The sequence below is a fragment of the Lujinxingia litoralis genome, from assembly GCF_003260125.1.
Lineage (GTDB): Bacteria > Myxococcota_A > Bradymonadia > Bradymonadales > Bradymonadaceae > Lujinxingia > Lujinxingia litoralis.
In genome coordinates, this window is record NZ_QHKO01000001.1 from 895,565 (window position 1) to 914,877 (window position 19,313).

Sequence of the window (19,313 nt, forward strand, 5' to 3'; positions counted from 1 at the left end):
GCTGACGAGGTAAACCGGGGTAGAAACCACGGCGGGAGTTCGGCGGCGAATTCTACCGGGCGCCCCTCCCGGTGCAAGCCTCGCGCGCGCCTATACGTACCCCGGCGATGCGGGTAAAGTGTCTCCCGACCCGGCCATTCCTGGCCCGCCCTGTTCTGGACCACGCACCTGGAGGAGTTCGATGTCCGACGCCATCATCTGTCCCCAATGCCAGACCGCTCACTACGCCGACGAGCCCTACTGCGAGAACTGCGGCGCCGATATGAGCACGGCGATGCGCGCGACCGACGAAGATCCCTTCGCCTTTGAAGAGATCGCTCCGGTCCCGGAGTCGAACGCCGCCGATCAAAGCGATGACGCCCTGGAACTGACAGAAATCCCGGTCGAGCCTCTGGAGGCCGTCGACGCCGAGCCTCTGGAGCTCGCCGAAGTTCCGGTGGAGCCCCTCGCCCCCGCGGCGCCTCAGGGTTTGGAGAAGTCCGGCTACGAAGAGTTCCCCGAAGTCTCCGTGGAAGCCGAACTGGCCGGCGATGACGATATCGTGTTCGATGCCCCCGTCGACGAGCCCTTCGAGAGCCTGGCCCCCCCGGCGGCCCCCCTGGACGCTCCTTTCAACCAAGAAAACAACGACTCGCTGGCCCCGGCGGCGGACGCACCGGCCGAGTTTGATAACGAACTGCCGGAGGCCGCGCCGGTCGCCACCATCGAGGCCCATCGCACCACGCCGCGCCACACCACGCAGGTCGAGCCCCTGCCCTCCCCGGGAACCTACGAAGAGCCCGCCCTGCTCACGCTCTACCGAGATCAGAAGGCCCTGGAAACCTACGCCATTGAGCTCGACACGCTGCTGATCGGCCGGGGCGAATCCGCAGACGATGACGAGCCGGCGCCCGAGGCAGCCTACTCCCCGCACATCGACCTCGCCCCCTACGGCAGCGAGGAGGTGGCCCGGCGCCAGGTGGCCATTTACCGCCAGCATAAAAACTACATCGTGTACAACCTGGCGGCCCGGGGCACCCAGTTCAACGACGAGCTTCTGGGCCTCGGCGAGCGCCGTCGCCTCTCCGAGGGCGACACGCTGGTGATCGCCGAAAAGGTCGCCCTGCGCTTCTCGCTGCCGGCCTGATCCCGCACGCCCGGTGGTGCCGGGTCGTTGAGCGCCCCTGAGCCCGGCGCGCCATGTGCGCGCCGGGCTTTTTTTGCGCGGCTCCTCCTTAAGGCTCCCTGCATGTCATTCCCCGATCAAAAAAAAGCCCCGGGCAATGCCCGGGGCTCTTTTAGGTTCTTGAAGCGATGCCGCTGCCCCTTACTCGGCCTGCGCAGCTTCCAGAGCGGCCTGACCCAGGTCGATGGTCGCCTGTACCGAAGCCGGCACACCGCTGAAGTCCAGTACGCTCTCCTGTGCGATTTCGACCGCGCGGGCCGGGAAGAGCCCCAGGTACAGGGTCATCAGCGCACACACCACCATCGCAACCTTCGGACCGGTGTGGTCCAGCGGGCGGAAGACGCGCTTCTCGGGCTTCATGTACATGTAGATCAAAACCTTCAGGTAGTAGTACACGCCGGCCACGCTGCTGAGCACCCCGAGGATCGCCAGGCCGATGAAAGCAAACTCATCGGTTTGCATGCCCACATCGATCGCCGAGCGGAAGATGTAGAACTTGCCCAGGAAGCCCGCCGTCGGCGGGATCCCCGCCGCCGAGAAGATGCTGACGGCCATCACAAGCCCCATCATCGGGTACTTGATGCCCAGCTGTCCCAGGTCTTCGAAGGTCTCGACCGCCTCACCACGACGACCGAAGTACGAGAGCACGGCAAAGGCGCCGATCGTACCGAAGGTATAGGCCACCAGGTAAAAGAGGATGGCGTCGTTGTGCAAAAAGAAGCGCGGGTGCGCGTTGGCCGCAGTAAAGCCCACCAGCAGGTAGCCAGCGTGGGCGATCGATGAGTAGGCCAACATGCGCTTGACGTTGTTCTGCACCAGCGCCACCACGTTCCCCAGCACCATCGAGAAGGCCGAAAGCGCAAACGCAATGTCGATCCAACCGTAGCCAAAGAAGCCACCACGCAGCGAATCGAGCGGGAAGGCCACCACAAACACGCGCAGCATTCCGGCAAAGGCAATGGCCTTTACGGCGGTGGCCATGAAACCGACCACCGGCGTGGGGCTACCCGTGTACACATCCGGGGTCCAGATGTGGAAAGGCACCGCGGCGACCTTAAACGCAAAGCCGCTGAAGATCAGAAGCACGCCGAACATCGCCAGACCAAAGCCCTGGTGCTGGCCCTCACCACCTTCGAGGTAGTAAAGGTTCTGCGCGATCATCTCCAGGTTGGTCGTGCCGGTGGCGCCGTAGATCATCGCGATGCCGTAAAGCATCAGCGCCGCGGAGAACGCCCCGAGCACAAAGTACTTCATCGAGGCTTCGGCGCTGCGCGAGTCTTCGCGCAAGAAGCCCGCCAGCACGTAGATCGGGATCGACATGACCTCAAAGGCGATGAAGAGGCTCAGCAAATCAGCTGAGCCCGCCATAAAGATCATGCCCGTGACGCTGAAGAGCACCAGCAGGTAGTACTCCCCGCGGTCCATCTTGTGGCTGCGCAACACCGCCGGCGAGCAAAGAATCGCCAGCGCACCACTGATCGACGCCAGCGCCGAGAAGAAGAGCGCAAAGCGGTCCAGGTAGAGCATCCCGAAGAAGGTCGGCGCTTCCAGCGGGCTATCCCACAGGTACCAGCAGCTCGCCGCGGCCACGCCCAGCCCGATGACCGAGAAGTAGGCCAGGTAATCACGCGGCGTCCCCTTGCGGTGGAAGACGTCGATGATGATGAACGCCAGAGCCACCAGCGTGACGATGATGCCGGGGACGATCGCGGCAAACTCCGCGCCCTGCGGGGGCGCGAGCATCGCGAGCGTGTTCAATGTCGAGAGCAATTGCATGGTCATTACATCCGTCTCAGCAGCTACGGCGCAGAGATTCGCGCCGAGTTAACGTCCGGGCGCACGTTCGTGCGGCTTACCGACGCTCCTTGGCCAGATCGATCATCGAACCCTGGGGCACCCAGCTCGGGTCAAGGGGCTCGACCACGACCGTATTGGTCTCGGTGACGTTCTGGTCCATGTAGGTCAAAAACTGGTGAATCGAGGGGTCCATCCGGCTCAGGAAAAACTTGGGGAAGACGCCCATAAACACCGCCATCAGCACGATGGGCACCAGCACACCGATCTCGCGGGCGCTCAGGCGCGGCATCTTCGCGACCTCATCGTGAACCACCGCGCCAAACATCACGCGCTTGAACATCCACAGCAGGTAGGCCGCACCCAGGATGACACCCGAGGTCGCCACGATGGTGAAGATAAAGGCGGTGATTTCCGGACCGGCCTGGCGGGCCGAGCCAATGGCCACATCGGTCATCGCGGTCAACTCGTAGACCCCGTAACCACTGCCGCCGGCTCCACGCACGTAACCAAAGGGCGTATCAAACCACAGGAAGTGGCTGCGGGAGGTCCCCATGATGCTCAGGAATTCGCCCACGAAGCCGTTGAGCCCCGGCAGACCCGCCGACGCAAAGGTGATGACCATGAAGAGCGCCGCGAATACCGGCATCACCTTGGCCACACCGCCGAAGTCCGCGATCTGACGAGAGTGACGGCGTTCGTAGATCACGCCCACGCACAGGAAGAGGCCGCCGGTGGCGATCCCGTGCGCCAGCATCACATACATCGCGCCGCTGAGCCCCTGGGGCGTCATCGCCACCAGACCCAACACGCAGAATCCCAGGTGGCTCACCGAGGAGTATGCGACCAGCTTTTTGACGTCGTCCTGCACCAGCGCGACGATCGCCCCGTACACGATGCCGATCACCGAGAGCACCGCGATGTAGGGCGCGAAGGTCTTCAGCGCATCCGGGAAGAGCGGAAAGGCGTAGCGCAGAATCCCGTAGGTCCCCATCTTCAGCATGACCGCAGCCAGGATCACCGAGCCGGCCGTCGGGGCCTGAACGTGCGCCAGGGGCAACCAGGTGTGGAAGGGGAAGAGCGGCACCTTGATCGCAAAGGCCAGGAAGAAGGCCGCGAACAACCAGAACTGCTCGGTGGCCGAGAACTCCGCGGCCAGAATGTCGGTGTAAAGGAACGAGAAGGTCCCCGTCTGACCGCCGGCCTGGAAGTACACGTACATGATGGCCAGCAGCATCAGAATCGAGCCCAGCATCGTGTAGATGAAGAAGGTCGCCGCGGCTTTCACGCGCTCGGCCCCACCCCACACGCCGATGATGAAGTACATCGGGATGAGCATCACTTCCCAGAAGATGTAGAAGAGGAACACATCGGTGGCCACCAGGGCCCCGATCATCCCCACTTCCAGGAAGAGCAGGCAGATCATGTACTCTTTGACGTTCTTATGCACCGCCGAGTACGTCGACCAGACCGCCAGGGGCATCAAAAAGGTCGTCAGCAGCACGATCCAGTAGCTGAACCCGTCGATGCCCAGCGAGTAGCTTACCCCCAGCGAGGGAATCCACTCATAGGGCCCCTCGGTCAGCTGGAAGGTAAAGGCCTCTCCGGCCGCCATGGGCACCGAGGGGTTAAAGAGCACCAGAATGCCCATGCTCACGGCAAAGACACCCAGGGTGGTCAGCAACGCCACGTTGCGCAAGACCTGCACCTGATCACGGGGGATCAAAAGCAGAGCCAGAATCCCCAGAAGAGGCCCAAAGGTCGTCAGCGTCAGCCAGGGGATGCCCCCCTCGCCCACGTTGGCCGCCTGCGCCAGGAGCGGGTTGCCCACCAGGGCACTAAAGATGTTGGTCAGTTGAACCATCGGTCCTAATCCAGTTCTCAGTTCGTGCTCGCCAGCACCAGATAGCGCGAGCCCGCCTTGGGGTTACTTCGAACGTCCTGATCGTGGTCGCCTCAGGCGAGGCAGCCCGGGTAGAAAATCGCCAGGACGACAAGCGCGAGTGCCAGGCTGATGTACGTGGCATAGCGCTGCACGTTGCCGCTCTGCAGGTTGCGCAGAATCTGGCCCAGGTTCTGGGTCATAAACGCCGCCCCGCCCACCAGAAGCCCGGCGATGATGTTCTTATCGAACCAGGTCATCGCCTTGCCAATGAGGATGGACGGGCGCACGAAGGCCGCGAAGTAGCCCTCGTCGACGAAGTACTTGTTCGAAAGGATGTAATGAAGACGCGTTGCACGGGCGTAGATGACACCGGGCAGGTCGGTACGTTTGACGTACATCAGGTACGCCAGCGCGATGCCACCACCGGCAACGAGTACGCTGACCGCCGCGGCGATCCCTTCGGCCAGGTAGGGGTGCGCGCCAAAGCGCCCGACGACCCGATAGGTGTCGGAAACGGCGAACACCTCGGCCAGCCAGTACTCCAGACCCAGCGCGTAGCTCTTGACGCCGGCCGGGAAGATCGCAGCGATGAAGTGCGGCCAGCCAATGTAGCCACCAACCACCGAGAGGAAGGCCAGCACGATCAGCGCCACCAGCATCGACGAGGGCGACTCATGGATGTGGCTGCGGGTTTCCTCATCGGCCCGGCACTCGCCATGGAAGGTCATGAAGTAGGCGCGGAACATGTAGAACGCCGTCAGACCGGCGGTAAGCACGCCCATGATGAACACGAACCAGTTAATCGCCAGCGCCCCACCGAGCACGCTGAGCGGACCGCCGTCAGCAGCCGCCACGGCCGGGGCCAGCGTGGTCGTGAAGTAGTCCATCTGCGCGGTGGCCAGGACGCCTTCCACGTTGAGAATGTGCACGTTGGAGAGCGCGCTCCACAGGATCAGGTCCTTGGAGTAGAAGCCCGCGAAGAAGGGGACACCGGCGATGGCAAGCGTTCCGATCAGGAAGGTCGCGTGGGTCCAGGGCATGTATTTCCGAAGCCCGCCCATTTTGCGCATGTCCTGCTCATGATGCATACCGTGAATCACGCTACCGGCGCCCAGGAAGAGCAGCGCCTTGAAGAAAGCGTGCGTCATCAGGTGGAAGACCGCCGCGGTGAACGACCCCACACCGACCGCCATGAACATAAAGCCCAGCTGCGAGACCGTAGAGTACGCCAGCACTTTCTTGATGTCGGTCTGCACAATCGCGATCGTCGCCGCCATAAAGGCGGTCAGCGATCCGACCACGGCCACAATCGCCATCAGGTTCGGATCCAGGGTAAAGATCCAGTTGATACGCGAGAGCAGGAAGACACCGGCGGTGACCATCGTCGCCGCGTGAATCAGCGCACTGACCGGCGTAGGACCGGCCATGGCGTCGGGAAGCCAGACGTAAAGCGGAATCTGCGCGCTCTTACCAGTGCAGCCCAGGAAGATCAGCACACCAACCGGCAACGCGATGGGCAGGAGCACCGCCGCGGTTGCGGTGGTCGTGGCCATCTGCTCCAGCTCCAGGTAATCCCAGGTGCCGGCGGTAAAGAAGAGGATGAACATCCCCAGCAGGAAGAAGAAGTCGCCCACGCGGTTGACGATGAACGCTTTCTGGCCAGCGGCGGCCTTCTCGGCGTCGGTGTACCAGAACCCGATCAGCAGGTAGCTGGCCATCCCCACGCCTTCCCAACCGATGAAGGTCACGAGCATATTCTTGCCCAGGGCAAGCAGGAGCATCGCGAACACAAAGAGGTTGAGGTAGGCGAAGTACCGCCACTTCGAGGGGTCCTCGGCCATGTAACCGGTCGAGTAGATGTGAATGAGCAGGCCCACCCCGGTAATGACCAGCACCAGCACGGCTGAGAGCGGATCAAAGAGGAAGGCGATCTCGGCGCTCAAACTCCCGCTGAAGATCCACTGGAAGGCGGTGTAGCTTAAGTGCCCCACCTCCTGCCCGTCGCCCTGATTGACCAGGGCCTGGAAGCTGATCAACGCAAAGGTAAACGCCAGCGCCATCGCGCCGCACGCCACCCAGTTGACCAACTTCGCGGGGAGTTTCGCGCCGAAGAGGCCGTTGATGATCGCGCCGAGCATCGGCATCAACACAATCAGGCCAAGAAAATAAAAGCTATCGGAGTAAAGCGGTTCCATGATCGCCTGTAATTCGCCAGGGAGTCGCCAGTGCGACCGCCTCGGGAGCATTCACTACACAGAAGCTCCCGGACGGCTCGCCCATCATGCGGCCCAAGTCCTAGTACTGAAGCTGCTGCATCTCGTCGACGTTGACGCTGCGCTTATGCCGGAAGACATGCAGCACAATGGCCAGGGCGACAGCCGCCTCGGCCGCCGCAACCGCCATCACGAAGAAGGCAAAGATGTGCCCATCCATGTCGATGCGGTAACGGCTAAAGGCGATGAAAGTCAGGTTCACCGCGTTCAGCATCAGCTCGATGCTCATAAAGAGGATGATGGCGTTGCGACGCACCATCACGCCGACCATCCCGATCGAGAAGATCGCCGCCGAGAGGATCAAATAATGTGCGAGGGTTGGTTCCCAGGACATGCCCACACTCCATCCACAAAATCGCGCGACCCTTGGGTGTTGTGGCGCCGCCCCACAAGGCGGCGTCCGGGTCGCAAAAGGGGAAGCGTCGATTAAGCGACGCGTCGTTTGGCGATGATCATGGCGCCAACAATGGCGGCCAGAAGAAGGATCGCGGTCAGTTCAAAGGGGACCACGAAACGGTTGACCAGCGCCACGCTGATCGGTTTGAAGGTGCCGTAGAGACCGCTGCGGCCGGGGACAACCTCGGCGTTACGGGCCGCCGGGCTCAAGGCCGGCGGGAGCTCAAAGCCACGCGAGCTATCAAAGCGCGGGTACTTACCCTGGGCCGGGTTGCCCTGGCCTGCTTCCCAGGCCACCAGTTGAGCCTGATACGCGGCCTCCAGCGCCTCTTCGTTGATGTCGGCGGCCAGCCCGGGAATCGCAGACTGGGTGAGCAACGCCACCTTCTCGCCATCTTCAACCTGCTCCACCGCCTGCGCATACTGCTCGCGTCCCTGTGCCACGTCATCATTACTGACGACCGCCAGGATCGAGGCACCGGCAAAGAAGAAGATCGCCAGACCGCTGCCGATCGCCGCCACAAAGTGGAGCTGGAAGCGGTTCTCCCCAAGTTCCTCATCACGCAGGTTCAAGAGCATGATGATGAAGAGGAAGAGCACCATGATCGCGCCGCCGTAGACCAGCACCTGGACAATGGCCAGGAAGTGGGCCGAGAGCAGCACGTAGAGCCCGGCAAAGAAGAAGAAGTCGGCGATCAATGCCAACGCGCTATACAGCGGGTTACGCACCACCACCACGGTGAGGCTGGCGACCAGCGCCCCCAGCGCAAACATCCAAAAAAAGAGGGGTTCCCAAAAACCCATGAAACACTCCACTCGACAGGCCAGAACCCGAAGGCCCTGAAGGCCGTACCGGGCCAATTGGCAGAACCCGCTTCAACCGGATCGCCAGTTTGCGAGCCGGTGCGGGCGAAGGTCTGATAGCGCACTTTCTTGAGGAGGTCAAAGCCCCAGACCGTGCGCAACAAGGTGCGCGGTCAGGCCGCTTCGCTGGAGCCTTTACCCCGCTTGGACCAGGCCGGGAAGCTGCAGCAGCCCTCTTCAATATGGCGCTCAAACTCTTCACGGAAGGTCAGAAGGTAGCTGCGCACCGGAATGGCGATCGAATCGCCCAACGCGCAGATCGTGTTGCCCTCAATGTTGCCACACATATCGAGCAGCAGATCGAGATCTTCGAGGCGACCGCGGCCGGCCTCGATCTCGTCGAGGACCTTCGCCACCCAACCACTGCCTTCGCGACAGGGGGTGCATTGTCCGCAGGACTCGTGGTGGTAGAAGTGCGCCAGGCGCGCGGCCAACCGCACCATGCAGGTGTCGGTGTCCATAAAGGTGATGCAGGCCGTTCCCATCGAACTGCCGGCCTCCCGCATCGTTTCAAACCCCATCTGCGAGTCGAGCTTATCGGGGGTCATCACCGCACAGGACGAGCCGCCGGGGATAAACGCCTTGAGTTCGTGGCCGGGAAGCATCCCGCCGGCGTAATCTTCCAGAAGTTCGCGGACGGTCACGCCCGAGGGCGCCTCGTAAACGCCGGGCCGCACCACCGGTCCGGACACCCCGTAGAGTTTCGGCCCACCATTTTTCTCGATTCCCATCGAGGCAAACCACTCCCCGCCCTTCTCAATGATCCAGGGGATCGACGAGATCGTCTCCACATTGTTGACGATGGTCGGAGCCTGGAACGCCCCCACAACCGCCGGAAACGGCGGCTTCATACGCGGCTGGCCGCTCTTGCCCTCCAGGGCCTCGATCAGCGCGGTCTCTTCACCGCAGATGTAGGCGCCGGCGCCCGGATGCACGTAGAGATCGAAATCGAAGCCTTTGCCCAGGATATTCTTGCCCAGATAGCCCCGGGAGTACGCCTCTTTCACCGCGCCTTCCAGACGACGCACCGCGCTCTGGAGTTCGCCGCGCACGAAGATGTAGCCGTAGCGAATGCCCAGCGCCCAGGCCGCGATGATGCAGCCCTCGATATGACGATGGGGATCAAGCTCCATCAGGTAGCGATCTTTAAAGGTGCCCGGTTCGCCTTCATCGGCATTGACCACCAGGTACTTGGGCAGATCGCTCTCTTTGGGAAGAAAGCTCCACTTGATACCGCACGGGAACCCGGCACCGCCGCGACCACGGAGGTTCGATTTTTTGACCTCCTCAATGATCGTGTCCCCGTCCATCCCGAAAGCCTTGCGCAGGGCCTGGTAGCCCCCGTTGGCTTCGAACACATCGATCGTATGTGCGTTGGGGATGTCGAAATTACGGCTAAGGTACTTTTCCTGCATCATGACGTCATATCCCTTGGGGCCTTCATCCGCGCGCGCAAAAGACGGCGCCAGGCTCCTTCTCAGTGCTGACTCTAAAGGGGGCCCACGGCCGGCTCAGTGCATCTCACGAGGGTTGGGCAGGCTGGCCAGCTTCGCATTGAGGGCTTCGATGATCTCGTCGACGCGGGCGTCATCGAGATTCTCAAAATACTCACTCTCGCCATCGGAGTAGCTGACCTGAAACATCGGGGCGGTGCCACACGACGCCAGACATTCGGCCTCCGAGAGGGTGTACGCCCCGTCTTCGCGAGTTTCCCCGAGCTTCACACCGAGGCGATCCTCGAGATGCTCGATCAGCTCATATCCGCCGCGCAACGCGCAGGTCAGCGTGGTGCACACCTGAATATGGCATTTCCCGACCGGCGACTTGTTATACATCGTGTAAAACGTCGCCGCGTTGAGCACCCGAGTCGGGGGCACTTCCAGGCGCTCAGCGATATAATCCATCACTTCCACCGAGATCCACCCGAACTCCCGCTGCGCCAGGTGCAGCGCCGGCAACATCGCCGCCAGAGTGTTGGGGTACCGTGAGACGAGTTCCTTGAACTCGGCTTCCGCTTTCTCAGAGAATTCAACTGCCATGATCAGACGACCTTATACACGGGTAGGCGAAGAGGCGGCCCATTCTGGCACGCCTGTAGCCGGGGAAACCTAAATCTGGGGCCTTGCGGTGTCAACTGCGCCCGCGCTCTTCGCAGCTCAGAGGTACTCGGCGGGGCCCAGACGATAGTAAAAGCGCTCGCGACCAAGCCGGTAGAACCCCAGCGAGCGGTAGAGGATCGAAGCCGGGGTGTTGCCCTGATAGGCCTCCAGGTCGATGCCACGGATCCCGTGATCCTCGGCCCAGTCCAGCACCTGCTCCACCAGCCGGCGTCCCAGACGCCGGCGGCGAGCAGCGGGGGTCACATAGAGTTCTTCGATCCACAGAGCGCGACCGGCAAACTTTAACGACCAGTGGAAGTTCGCCAGCACCACGCCCACCGCCTCGCCGCCTTCATCCAGGCGCGCGACATAACAGATGCAGCGCGGCGGTGAAGAGAGCGCTTCCTCGATGACCATTTCGGCCAGCTTTTCCAGATCGTCGAGGGCGGTCTCCACCCCCAGATCTGTCATATCTTCTTGAAACAGGCGCGCCAGCACGGGGGCGTCGGCGGGCTCCGGCAGCTCGATCACCGGGGCTTCGGTAGCCTGATCTGACATCTTCAGCATCCTGGTCGCATGCGCGTTCACACCATCAAATTTCGCGCATCTTCTCTAAAAGTTCGCGGCGCTCATCGGCCGGAATTTTGGTGAGCACATCATCAAAGAGCGTCGTCTCTTCGGTCGTATGCTCATCGATCATTTTTGCCATGGAGCGCACCACGTCGAGGATCACCGCCAGATTACGGCCGATCTCTGCCGGCGTTCGCCCAAGCTGCTCATGCAGCCAACGGGTGCGCTGGCCCATCAACTCGTGGCCTTTCACCAGCGCGTCAATGCGTGGGCCAAGCTCCGGGAAGCGCTCTTCGATCTCCACAAAGAAGATCTCTTCTTCCTGATTAAAGTGCTCCAGCATGTCATCCAGGGCCACGGCCATATCCTCCGAGGCCGATTCAATGAGCTCCTGTTTGCGCTCCGCGCTGGTCTGTTCTGCACCGATACGTTCAAAGGTACCGCTGAGATCTTCGAAAAGCCTGCGCAGATGCACATGCTCATGATGGACGCGATCAATGAGGTCGGACGAGGCGTTCGATTCGGGTGAGGCGTGTTCCATGGCTGCTTCGCTCTCCACTGCTACGGGCCGCACGCTCCGGCGCGTCGCAAAGAGATCGCCGGAGGCGCGCGCACGATAGCGGTCGTCATCGATCGGCGCAAGCCAGCCTCGCGCCCTGCCGCTCAACAGGCGGCCTCCCGGAGCTCTTCCCCGACGGCGACGCCTCTGAAAGTGAACATCTTGCCAGACCTTATTGCAATTTCATTGCATATAGTCCATAATCCCCTCCTGAGTAGCCGCGTCCACGCGCCCCCTGAATCCCGATCTTGAGTGCTCCATGCTTACCCTGCCCCACAACTTTGCCCCATCCGCGCTCCGACCGGCCCTCTCGCTTGTCGGCATGCTGGTGCTCTGCGCCGGACTGACCTATCCCCTGTCGACCGCCGCACAACCTTCGCCGCCACTCGCGCCACTGCCCCGCGACGCCCAGGCCCCTCCCAGCCCCCCTGGTTCCTCACTCGCCGCGTCGGATGACGGCGATGTCGACACCACCGACGACATCGAGGCAGAACTCGAGGCCCTGGAAGCCGAACTCAACACCACGGAGCCGCGACCTTCAAGCGCGGAACCACGGCCCAGCGCTCCCCCCAACCCGACTGGCGCCCTTCCAAGCCTCAATCCCGACATCTCGCTGATCGCGGACTTCGCACTGGCCTGGTTTTCCGACGACCCGGAACTTATGGGGGGGCACGACGCCAGTAAGATGGGATTTAACCTGCAGGGGCTTGAGCTGGGACTTTCGGCAGGCATCGATCCCTACTGGCGCTTTGATAGCCACATCCTCATCTCACTTTTCGGCCTGGAAGTCGAAGAGGCCTACGCCACCACGCTGGCGCTACCGGCCAACCTACAGGTACGTGCCGGACAGTTTCTAACCCGCTTTGGACGCGTCAACCCCACGCATCTGCACGCCTGGAACTTCACCACACAGCCCCTGGTGCTCGGGAAGTTCTTCGGTGGCGAAGGCCTCCGGGGCCTGGGCGTGGAAGTGGGGCAACTCTTGCCGCTTCCCTGGATGGCCAGCTGGACGCTGAGCGCGCAGAGCATCGCCGGCGCGGCCACCGGACGCTCGTTTCTGGCCTCGGCCGAGGATCTGGAGCAGCTCCAGGACCTGACGGTTTCAGCCCGCCTGGAGCAATTCTGGGACCTGAGCGCCCACAGCGGCCTCCTCCTCGGCCTCAGTGCCGCCAACGGCCCCAACAGCAGCGGGAGGGGAAACCGCAGCGACATCTTCGGAGTCGACCTGCTGCTAAAACGCACGGTCACCGGCCCCCGGGGCCGCTCGGAGCTGGGGTGGCAAAGCGAGTGGATGCTGCGCCGCCGCCAGGATCCGGGCCCCCCCGATCAGGAAGGTGGGAGCGTGCTCCAGGACTGGGGCGGCTACACCGAGCTGTACTACAGCCCCTCGCTCACCTGGCGAGCAGCCGCCCGTCTGGAGCATGTCTCCGGACGGGCGGACGACCCCCTGGATCCGCAGTGGATCAACGCACGTCAGCGCGGCGCGCTTAGCCTGAGCTACACGCCATCACACTTCTCCAGACTGCGCCTGGAATACGGCATCAATCACCTCCCGGACGCCGTCCAACCACGGGTTCACATGGTGTTTTTGCAACTTGACCTGGTCGCCGGCGCCCACGGCGCACACCGCTACTGACCCCTGACACGACTCCGAGCCTTTGAGGTCCTGATGACTCTCTTTTTCTCCGCTTCGGCCGGCAAAAAGCTGTGCTTACTCGCCATCGCCGCCGCCGCGCTCTCTTTGCCCGCCTGCGCCTTTACGGATGGTTCCCCCTGGGGCCGGGTACTCGCCACGCTGGAGCTTTCTCCCCCCTCCGGGGCCACCCTGAGCGAAGTTGGCATCAGCTCAGTGCGCCTGATCCGCGAGGTCGACGGTCAGGCCGGATCGGCCGACTTCGATCCGGCAAACCCACCGCCGGGCTACTCGCTCTGCCATAACGGTCACTGCCACTCCGACGACGGCCGGCTGGTGGACTACGCCTCGATCGCCTCCGAGTCCGGTGGCGGCTCCCAGGTCGTCAGCGCGGTGCACCTCGAACACACGCTGACCTCGCAGGCGGAGGTGCACTCCTCGCTCAAGATCAACGAGCGCGGTCCCCTGAGCGCGGTCGAGGTGGAGCTCGACACGCTGGTGCTGGAGGCCACGCTGGGCTACCAGGGCCAGATGGTCGAGGTACGCGCCAGCGTCCCGGTTCGGGGCTATCGCGTCCGTGCGCCGATCGATCTTCGTATTGATCGCGAGAGTGCCGCCGAACAGGAACTCCCCCTGGTGCTGCAGCTTCCGAGCGAACTTTTCGCTGGGCTCGATCTGGACGACGCAACCCTCGAAGAAGACGGCCGCCTGCGCATCACCAACACCCGAAATCGTGAACTAGCCCAGACACTTAGCGAGCGAATCACCGCCGGCGTCTCGCTGTCCCTATCGCCCTAAACGTATTGAAAAGCATAAGTTGCGCCTAAGTTCAGGCCCACAGCACTCCGACACACTCTCTTTTCGACGTGGAGCGAAGCATGTGGTTCTGGAAGATCGATCGGCCGGCACGATCCGGATACATCTTTGTGGGCCTCTACCTGATCGCTCACGCGCTGCTCTTTGTCGGACTCACTGCCCTGGGCCTGGCCGCGATCAGTGGTGCCCTGGGCGTACCACTGGCCATCTCCCAGGTCACATTTAACCCCTACTACTTCACCGCGGTGATGTTTGGCCTGGCCCTGGCCTTCGGGATCGCAGCCGCGGTGCCGCTGAAGCCCTGGGCCTGGCAGTACACCGCCTCGGTGCTGGCGCTCTCGCTGGGCCTCATCCTCACCTTACCGCTGGCGATCTTCGCGCTGGGCATCTGGCTGCGCGACGAGATCAAGCGTCCCTTCGGCATCCTGATTCAAGGCCCGGATGTGGCGCTCCCTCCCGAAGACCGGCGCCTACACCATGGAGATCCCGCGCCCGGCATGGTTCCGGAACAGGACGCTCAGATCTTGGACTCGTAGAACTCCCGCGTGCCCTGAGCGCGCAGCGCCTCATTGAGGCGTTGTAAGGCGACGACGTAGGCCGCCAGTCGCCAGGAACTTTTTAGCTCCTGGCGCTTCGCATCCACCCGCCGATACGCATCGCGCATCCGTGCCTTCAAGCTGGATACAACCTGCTTCTCACTCCAGCGCTCGCCACGCAGATTCTGCCCCCATTCATAATAGCTGACGGTGACGCCACCGGCGTTGACCAGAATGCCCGGAAGGACGTCCACGTCGCGGGCCTCCAATTTCTGGGCAGCTTTGTGGGTCACCGGGCCGTTGGCCACCTCGAAGATCACACCGGCACGCACCTGGTCGACGTTCGTCTCGGTGATCTGGTTCTCCAACGCCGCCGGAATCAAGAGATCGACCTTGAGCGCCAGGAGTTCGCCATTGGTGATCTTCTCAAATTTGGCGTACGGGCAATCCCGCAACGCGTAGGCGTCATAAACACCGTGCACCTGGTCCTGAGATTTGTGCCGGCGCAGCGAAGGGATATCTAACCCTTCCGGAGCATAGACTGCACCTTTGGAGTCACTGACGGCCACCACACGGAATCCCGCCTCATAGAGCTGCGATGCGAGCTTGGCGCCGGCGTTGCCAAAGCCCTGAATGGCGACCGTGGGCGAATCTGAGACGTGTTGATGGGCTTCCAGATAGGCCTCGATCACCGAGACAGCGCCGCTTGCCGTGGCCTCCTGGCGGTGAGGGCAGCCGCCCAACGCCAGGGGCTTGCCGGTGATCACCGCCGGACTGTGGCGCCGCATAATGGTCGCGTATTGATCGGCCATCCACCCCATGATCATCGCGTTGGTGTACATGTCCGGGGCCGGCACATCGCGATGAGGCCCGATGAATTCGGCAAACACGTCGATGTAGGCCCGGGAAAGACGCTCAAGCTCCATCTTGGAGAGCGTCTTCGGATCAACTCTCACCCCTCCTTTGGCTCCCCCGAAGGGCAGATCCAGGAGCGCGCATTTAAACGTCATCCAGAGCGCCAGCGTCTGCATATGGTCAACATCCACCGCCGGATGAAAGCGCAGCCCCCCTTTCCCCGGACCGAGCGCCGTGTTGTAACGCACACGATAGGCCGGAAAAACCTCGAGATCTCCGTTATCCATGCGGACCGGGAGTGACATTTTCACACTGGCCACCGGCACACGCAGCCTCTCGACCACATCTTCGCTCACGTCGAGCAACTCCATCGCCCGTGCCAGACTCGCGCTTGCATCCTCAAAAAGCATCATGCCGAATCCCCTCCCCGTGTTTGAACCCGGCGCCCTGCGGCCGCTGCCCGCCCGGTACGCCGCCATCAAGGTGAACACTTGAAGACCTGTGGCAATACGGGCCTTTTGCTCGGAATCTTCGCTGTGTTTTGACTCTTCGGATCAGCATCCTATAGTGCGCCGGACGTTTTCGCCCCCCGGCCCTGGCCCGAGACTGCGATGAACCTGCTGATGATCGGCTACCGACGCGACGCTTTAGAAGCGGCACAAGCGCGCGGCTGGAATGCCTATTTTCTGGTGGATTCCACCCGACAACCACCTCGCAAAGCCTGCGACTGGGCCGCCGTCAACCTGGACTCGCCACCCGAGACGCTGGCAGCGACCTGTCTCCGCCTCACCGGCAATCGACCCGTCGATGCCATCATCGCCCTGGTCGAAGCCGCCGTGGTGCCCGCCGCGCGTCTGCGCGAGCATCTTGGCCTGGACGGACTCTCCGTCGCGGTCGCATCCCGGTGCCATGATAAGCGCCTGATGAAGCGCGCCCTTCAGGCCGCTGAGATCCCCTGTGCGCGCTTCGAAGAAGTGACCCCCTCAACCCACGCCGATGAACTCGTCGCGCGACTGGGATTGCCCCTGGTGCTCAAAGCTCCCGACAGCTCTGGCGGCCGCGGCACCCGTATCTGCCGCAGCCCCGACGAGGTGAGCCGGCCCCTGTCACCCGGACTGATGGCGGAGAGCTTCATCGACGGCGTTGAATACAGCGTGGAGAGCTTCGTGCACCGCGGAGAAGTCCTCTTTTTCAACGTCACAAGCTACCTTCGCCCGGGCTGGGCCAACATCGTGCCCGCTGCGCTCGACGCCGAGCGCCTGGGTGAGATCGCCGCCCTGAACCAGCGCACCCTGCGTGCACTGGGCATCACCAGGGGCGTCACGCATCTGGAGTTCTTCGCCGGCGACGGCATCGACTCGATTGGCGAGGTCGCCGTGCGGCCGCCAGGCGGCGCGCTGATGGAACTGATCACCGATGCCTACGGCTTCGACGCCTGGCAGGCGTTTCTGGAGGTCGAGTTGGGACGCCGGCCAGCCTGCAACTCGGAGGCGAGCAGCGTCGAAGGGGTCTACTTTCTGCACCCGGGGCCGGGCCAGGTGGTCCGGGTCCACGGCGTCACCGAAGCCCGAGCCCTGCCTCATATCAAAACGCTCACCTGCCGGGTGTCTCCCGGCGACGCGATCGACCCCCGTCAGGGTGTAGGGCAGTCGGTTGGGAGGATTCGCGCCTCCGGACCACACTACGACCAGGTTACCCGGGCCCTTCTAAACGCCCATCAGCTCGTCGAAATCGAGCTTGCCCCGGGGGCACCTGTGTCTACATCCGTTGATAAGTTCGAGCATCCGGGTGGATAATTTTCTCTCCTTTCGCTATGCATCGCGCTTTGGTTTCGCGCGAACTTATGCCGCCTACCTCAGGTTTCCATGAAGAAGATCGAAGCGATCATTAAGCCCTTTAAACTCGACGACGTGAAGGATCGCCTCGATGAGGTCGGCATTCACGGCATGACCGTCTCCGAGGTCAAAGGCTTTGGTCGCGGCGGCGGCAAAGCACCGATCTATCCCGGCGCCGAGTACATCGTCGACTTCGTTCCCCGGGTCAAAGTCGAGATCGTGGTCCCTGATGAGCTGGTTCACACCGCCATTGAGGCCATCACCGATGCCTCTCGCACCGGCCATGTCGGCGACGGCAAGATCTTTGTTCTACCCGTCGACGAAGCCATTCGCATCCGCACCGGGGAGTCGGGCCCGGACGCGCTTTCATAGCTCTGTTGATGTTCGCTGCGCGCGCCCCCAGTGGCGCGCGGCGATTGTGTTCTGCCCTGGGGAGTTCTTCTGCGTTGATTGCGCAAATCATCCAAAAAGGATCTTTATGACTACCGCCCCCACCATCACGTCCATCAAAGACGCCATTGAGTTCGCCCGCGAACAGGGCGCCATCATGGCGGACCTGAAGTTCATGGACTTCCTGGGCACCTGGCAGCATCTCACCATCCCCACGCACCGCCTTGACGAAGAGCTCTTCGAAGACGGCCTGGGATTTGACGGGAGCTCCCTGCGCGCCTGGCAGCCCATTCACGCCTCCGACATGCAGCTGCGCCCGGACCCGACCAGCGCGCGCATGGACCCCTTCTGCCGTGAGCCTACGGTCAGCTTCATCTGCAACGTCTTTGACCCGATCACCGGCCAGCCCTACAGCCGTGACCCACGCTACATCGCGCAAAAGGCCGAGAACTACCTCAAGACCACCGGCATCGCCGACACGGCCTACTTCGGTCCCGAAGCAGAATTCTTTATCTTCGACGACATCCGCTACAGCACGGCGACCCAGCACTCGTTCTATAAGGTCGACTCGGTCGAGGGCGCCTGGAACACCGGTCGCGACGAAGGGCCTAACCTGGGCTACAAGCCCGCGCTCAAAGGGGGCTACTTTCCGGTCGCGCCTAACGACAGCCTCCACGATCTGCGCACCGAGATGTCGCTGGTCCTTGAACAATGCGGCGTCGAAGTGGATGTCCACCACCACGAGGTGGCCACCGGCGGTCAGAGCGAGATCGGCATTCGCTTCAATAGCCTGGTACGCATGGCCGATGACCTGCAGTGGTTTAAGTACGTCATCAAAAACGTGGCCCGTCGGCACAACAAAACCGTCACCTTCATGCCCAAGCCCCTCCACGGGGACAACGGCTCCGGGATGCACACCCACATGAGCCTTTGGAAGGGCAACCAACCGCTCTTCGCCGGTGAAGGCTACGCGGGGATGAGCGAGCTCGGGCTACAGTTCATCGCGGGCATCCTTCATCACGCCCGCGCCCTGACCGCGCTGACCAACCCGACGACCAACTCCTTCAAACGTTTGGTTCCGGGCTACGAGGCGCCGATCCGTCTGGCCTACTCCAGCCGCAACCGCTCCGCCGCGGTGCGTATCCCTACCTACGCCTCCAGCCCGAAAGCTCGCCGCATGGAGTTCCGCACGCCCGATGCCTCGGCCAACGGCTACCTGGCCTTTGCGGCGATGCTGATGGCCGGCCTCGACGGCATCGAAAAGCAGATGGACCCGGGCGCCCCCCTCGACAAAGACATCTACAACCTGCCTCCGGAGGAGCTCGCGCGCGTCCCCAGCGCGCCGGCCAACCTCGAAGAGGCCATGGTAGCGCTCGCAGAAGATCACGAGTTCCTGCTGCGCGGCGATGTATTCACCGAAGATGCCGTTGAAGCCTGGATCTCCTACAAGATGGAAAAAGAGATCCAGCCCTCACATCTGCATCCCACCCCGCTTGAGTTCGCGATGTACTTCGACGTCTGAGCCAACCCCTGGCGAGGCGCTTAGCAGCCAGCTCGCGCCTCGCCAGGATGATTTCCCCTCTCGGGAAGATTCGCCCCTCGACGCTCGTTGTCTCGCCAGAACGCCTCCGCGGCCCCCTGGC

The 19,313-nt window shown here is 62.5% G+C and carries 17 protein-coding genes; 7 read left to right on the forward strand and 10 right to left on the reverse strand.

Annotated features, from left to right (window positions below; genetic code table 11):
* The first annotated feature begins 181 nt into the window (after positions 1-181).
* Positions 182-1,126 carry an FHA domain-containing protein gene (locus tag DL240_RS03680; RefSeq protein WP_111728495.1) on the forward strand — a complete coding sequence of 315 codons (945 nt, stop codon included), beginning with the start codon at positions 182-184 and terminating at the stop codon, positions 1,124-1,126.
* A gap of 180 nt (positions 1,127-1,306) precedes the next feature.
* Here the strand turns inward: DL240_RS03680 and DL240_RS03685 are convergent, their stop codons facing one another.
* The 9 genes from DL240_RS03685 to DL240_RS03725 all read right to left on the reverse strand — a co-directional run bounded on the left by DL240_RS03685 (position 1,307) and on the right by DL240_RS03725 (position 11,713).
* On the reverse strand, positions 1,307-2,947 hold the full coding sequence (locus DL240_RS03685; RefSeq protein WP_111728496.1) for an NADH-quinone oxidoreductase subunit N: 1,641 nt from the start codon (positions 2,945-2,947) through the stop codon (positions 1,307-1,309).
* Positions 2,948-3,017: 70 nt separating this feature from the next.
* Complete coding sequence (locus tag DL240_RS03690; RefSeq protein ID WP_111728497.1) at positions 3,018-4,823, reverse strand: complex I subunit 4 family protein; 1,806 nt, start codon at positions 4,821-4,823, stop codon at positions 3,018-3,020.
* Positions 4,824-4,915: 92 nt separating this feature from the next.
* Positions 4,916-7,039: an NADH-quinone oxidoreductase subunit L gene (gene nuoL / locus DL240_RS03695; protein WP_158542330.1), complete on the reverse strand. Its 2,124-nt coding sequence runs from the start codon at positions 7,037-7,039 to the stop codon at positions 4,916-4,918.
* A gap of 100 nt (positions 7,040-7,139) precedes the next feature.
* Entirely contained in the window at positions 7,140-7,451 is a 312-nt protein-coding gene (nuoK, locus tag DL240_RS03700) for an NADH-quinone oxidoreductase subunit NuoK (RefSeq protein WP_111728499.1), read from the reverse strand.
* A gap of 92 nt (positions 7,452-7,543) precedes the next feature.
* Positions 7,544-8,317: an NADH-quinone oxidoreductase subunit J family protein gene (locus DL240_RS03705; RefSeq protein WP_146618080.1), complete on the reverse strand. Its 774-nt coding sequence runs from the start codon at positions 8,315-8,317 to the stop codon at positions 7,544-7,546.
* A gap of 173 nt (positions 8,318-8,490) precedes the next feature.
* On the reverse strand, positions 8,491-9,792 hold the full coding sequence (nuoF, locus tag DL240_RS03710) for an NADH-quinone oxidoreductase subunit NuoF (RefSeq protein ID WP_111728724.1): 1,302 nt from the start codon (positions 9,790-9,792) through the stop codon (positions 8,491-8,493).
* A gap of 96 nt (positions 9,793-9,888) precedes the next feature.
* Positions 9,889-10,416 (reverse strand): NADH-quinone oxidoreductase subunit NuoE family protein, encoded by a 528-nt coding sequence (locus DL240_RS03715; RefSeq protein ID WP_111728500.1) that lies wholly within the window; start codon positions 10,414-10,416, stop codon positions 9,889-9,891.
* Positions 10,417-10,533: 117 nt separating this feature from the next.
* Positions 10,534-11,034 (reverse strand): GNAT family N-acetyltransferase, encoded by a 501-nt coding sequence (locus DL240_RS03720; RefSeq protein WP_158542331.1) that lies wholly within the window; start codon positions 11,032-11,034, stop codon positions 10,534-10,536.
* Between the two features lie 34 nt (positions 11,035-11,068).
* Entirely contained in the window at positions 11,069-11,713 is a 645-nt protein-coding gene (locus DL240_RS03725) for a hemerythrin domain-containing protein (protein ID WP_111728502.1), read from the reverse strand.
* Between the two features lie 151 nt (positions 11,714-11,864).
* On the opposite strand from DL240_RS03725, the gene DL240_RS03730 reads away from it, so the two are divergent.
* The 3 genes from DL240_RS03730 to DL240_RS03740 all read left to right on the forward strand — a co-directional run bounded on the left by DL240_RS03730 (position 11,865) and on the right by DL240_RS03740 (position 14,590).
* A complete protein-coding gene (locus DL240_RS03730; RefSeq protein ID WP_111728503.1) occupies positions 11,865-13,241 on the forward strand; it encodes a zinc-regulated TonB-dependent outer membrane receptor in 1,377 nt (458 codons plus the stop codon).
* Positions 13,242-13,274: 33 nt separating this feature from the next.
* Positions 13,275-14,036, forward strand: coding sequence for a hypothetical protein (locus DL240_RS03735; RefSeq protein ID WP_111728504.1), 762 nt, complete (start codon positions 13,275-13,277; stop codon positions 14,034-14,036).
* Positions 14,037-14,116: 80 nt separating this feature from the next.
* Complete coding sequence (locus DL240_RS03740) at positions 14,117-14,590, forward strand: hypothetical protein (RefSeq protein ID WP_111728505.1); 474 nt, start codon at positions 14,117-14,119, stop codon at positions 14,588-14,590.
* Here the strand turns inward: DL240_RS03740 and DL240_RS03745 are convergent.
* Positions 14,572-15,858, reverse strand: a complete 1,287-nt coding sequence (locus DL240_RS03745) for a Glu/Leu/Phe/Val family dehydrogenase (protein WP_111728506.1) — start codon at positions 15,856-15,858, stop codon at positions 14,572-14,574. The genes DL240_RS03740 and DL240_RS03745 overlap by 19 nt on opposite strands.
* A gap of 198 nt (positions 15,859-16,056) precedes the next feature.
* Between DL240_RS03745 and DL240_RS03750 the strand changes: the two genes are divergently transcribed.
* The 3 genes from DL240_RS03750 (at position 16,057) to glnA (ending at position 19,192) form a co-directional block, all read left to right on the forward strand.
* Positions 16,057-17,241, forward strand: a complete 1,185-nt coding sequence (locus tag DL240_RS03750) for an ATP-grasp domain-containing protein (protein ID WP_111728507.1) — start codon at positions 16,057-16,059, stop codon at positions 17,239-17,241.
* 69 nt (positions 17,242-17,310) lie between these two features.
* Positions 17,311-17,652, forward strand: coding sequence for a P-II family nitrogen regulator (locus tag DL240_RS03755; RefSeq protein ID WP_111728508.1), 342 nt, complete (start codon positions 17,311-17,313; stop codon positions 17,650-17,652).
* A 106-nt stretch (positions 17,653-17,758) separates the two neighbouring features.
* Positions 17,759-19,192 carry a type I glutamate--ammonia ligase gene (gene glnA, locus DL240_RS03760; protein WP_111728509.1) on the forward strand — a complete coding sequence of 478 codons (1,434 nt, stop codon included), beginning with the start codon at positions 17,759-17,761 and terminating at the stop codon, positions 19,190-19,192.
* Positions 19,193-19,313 lie beyond the last annotated feature (121 nt).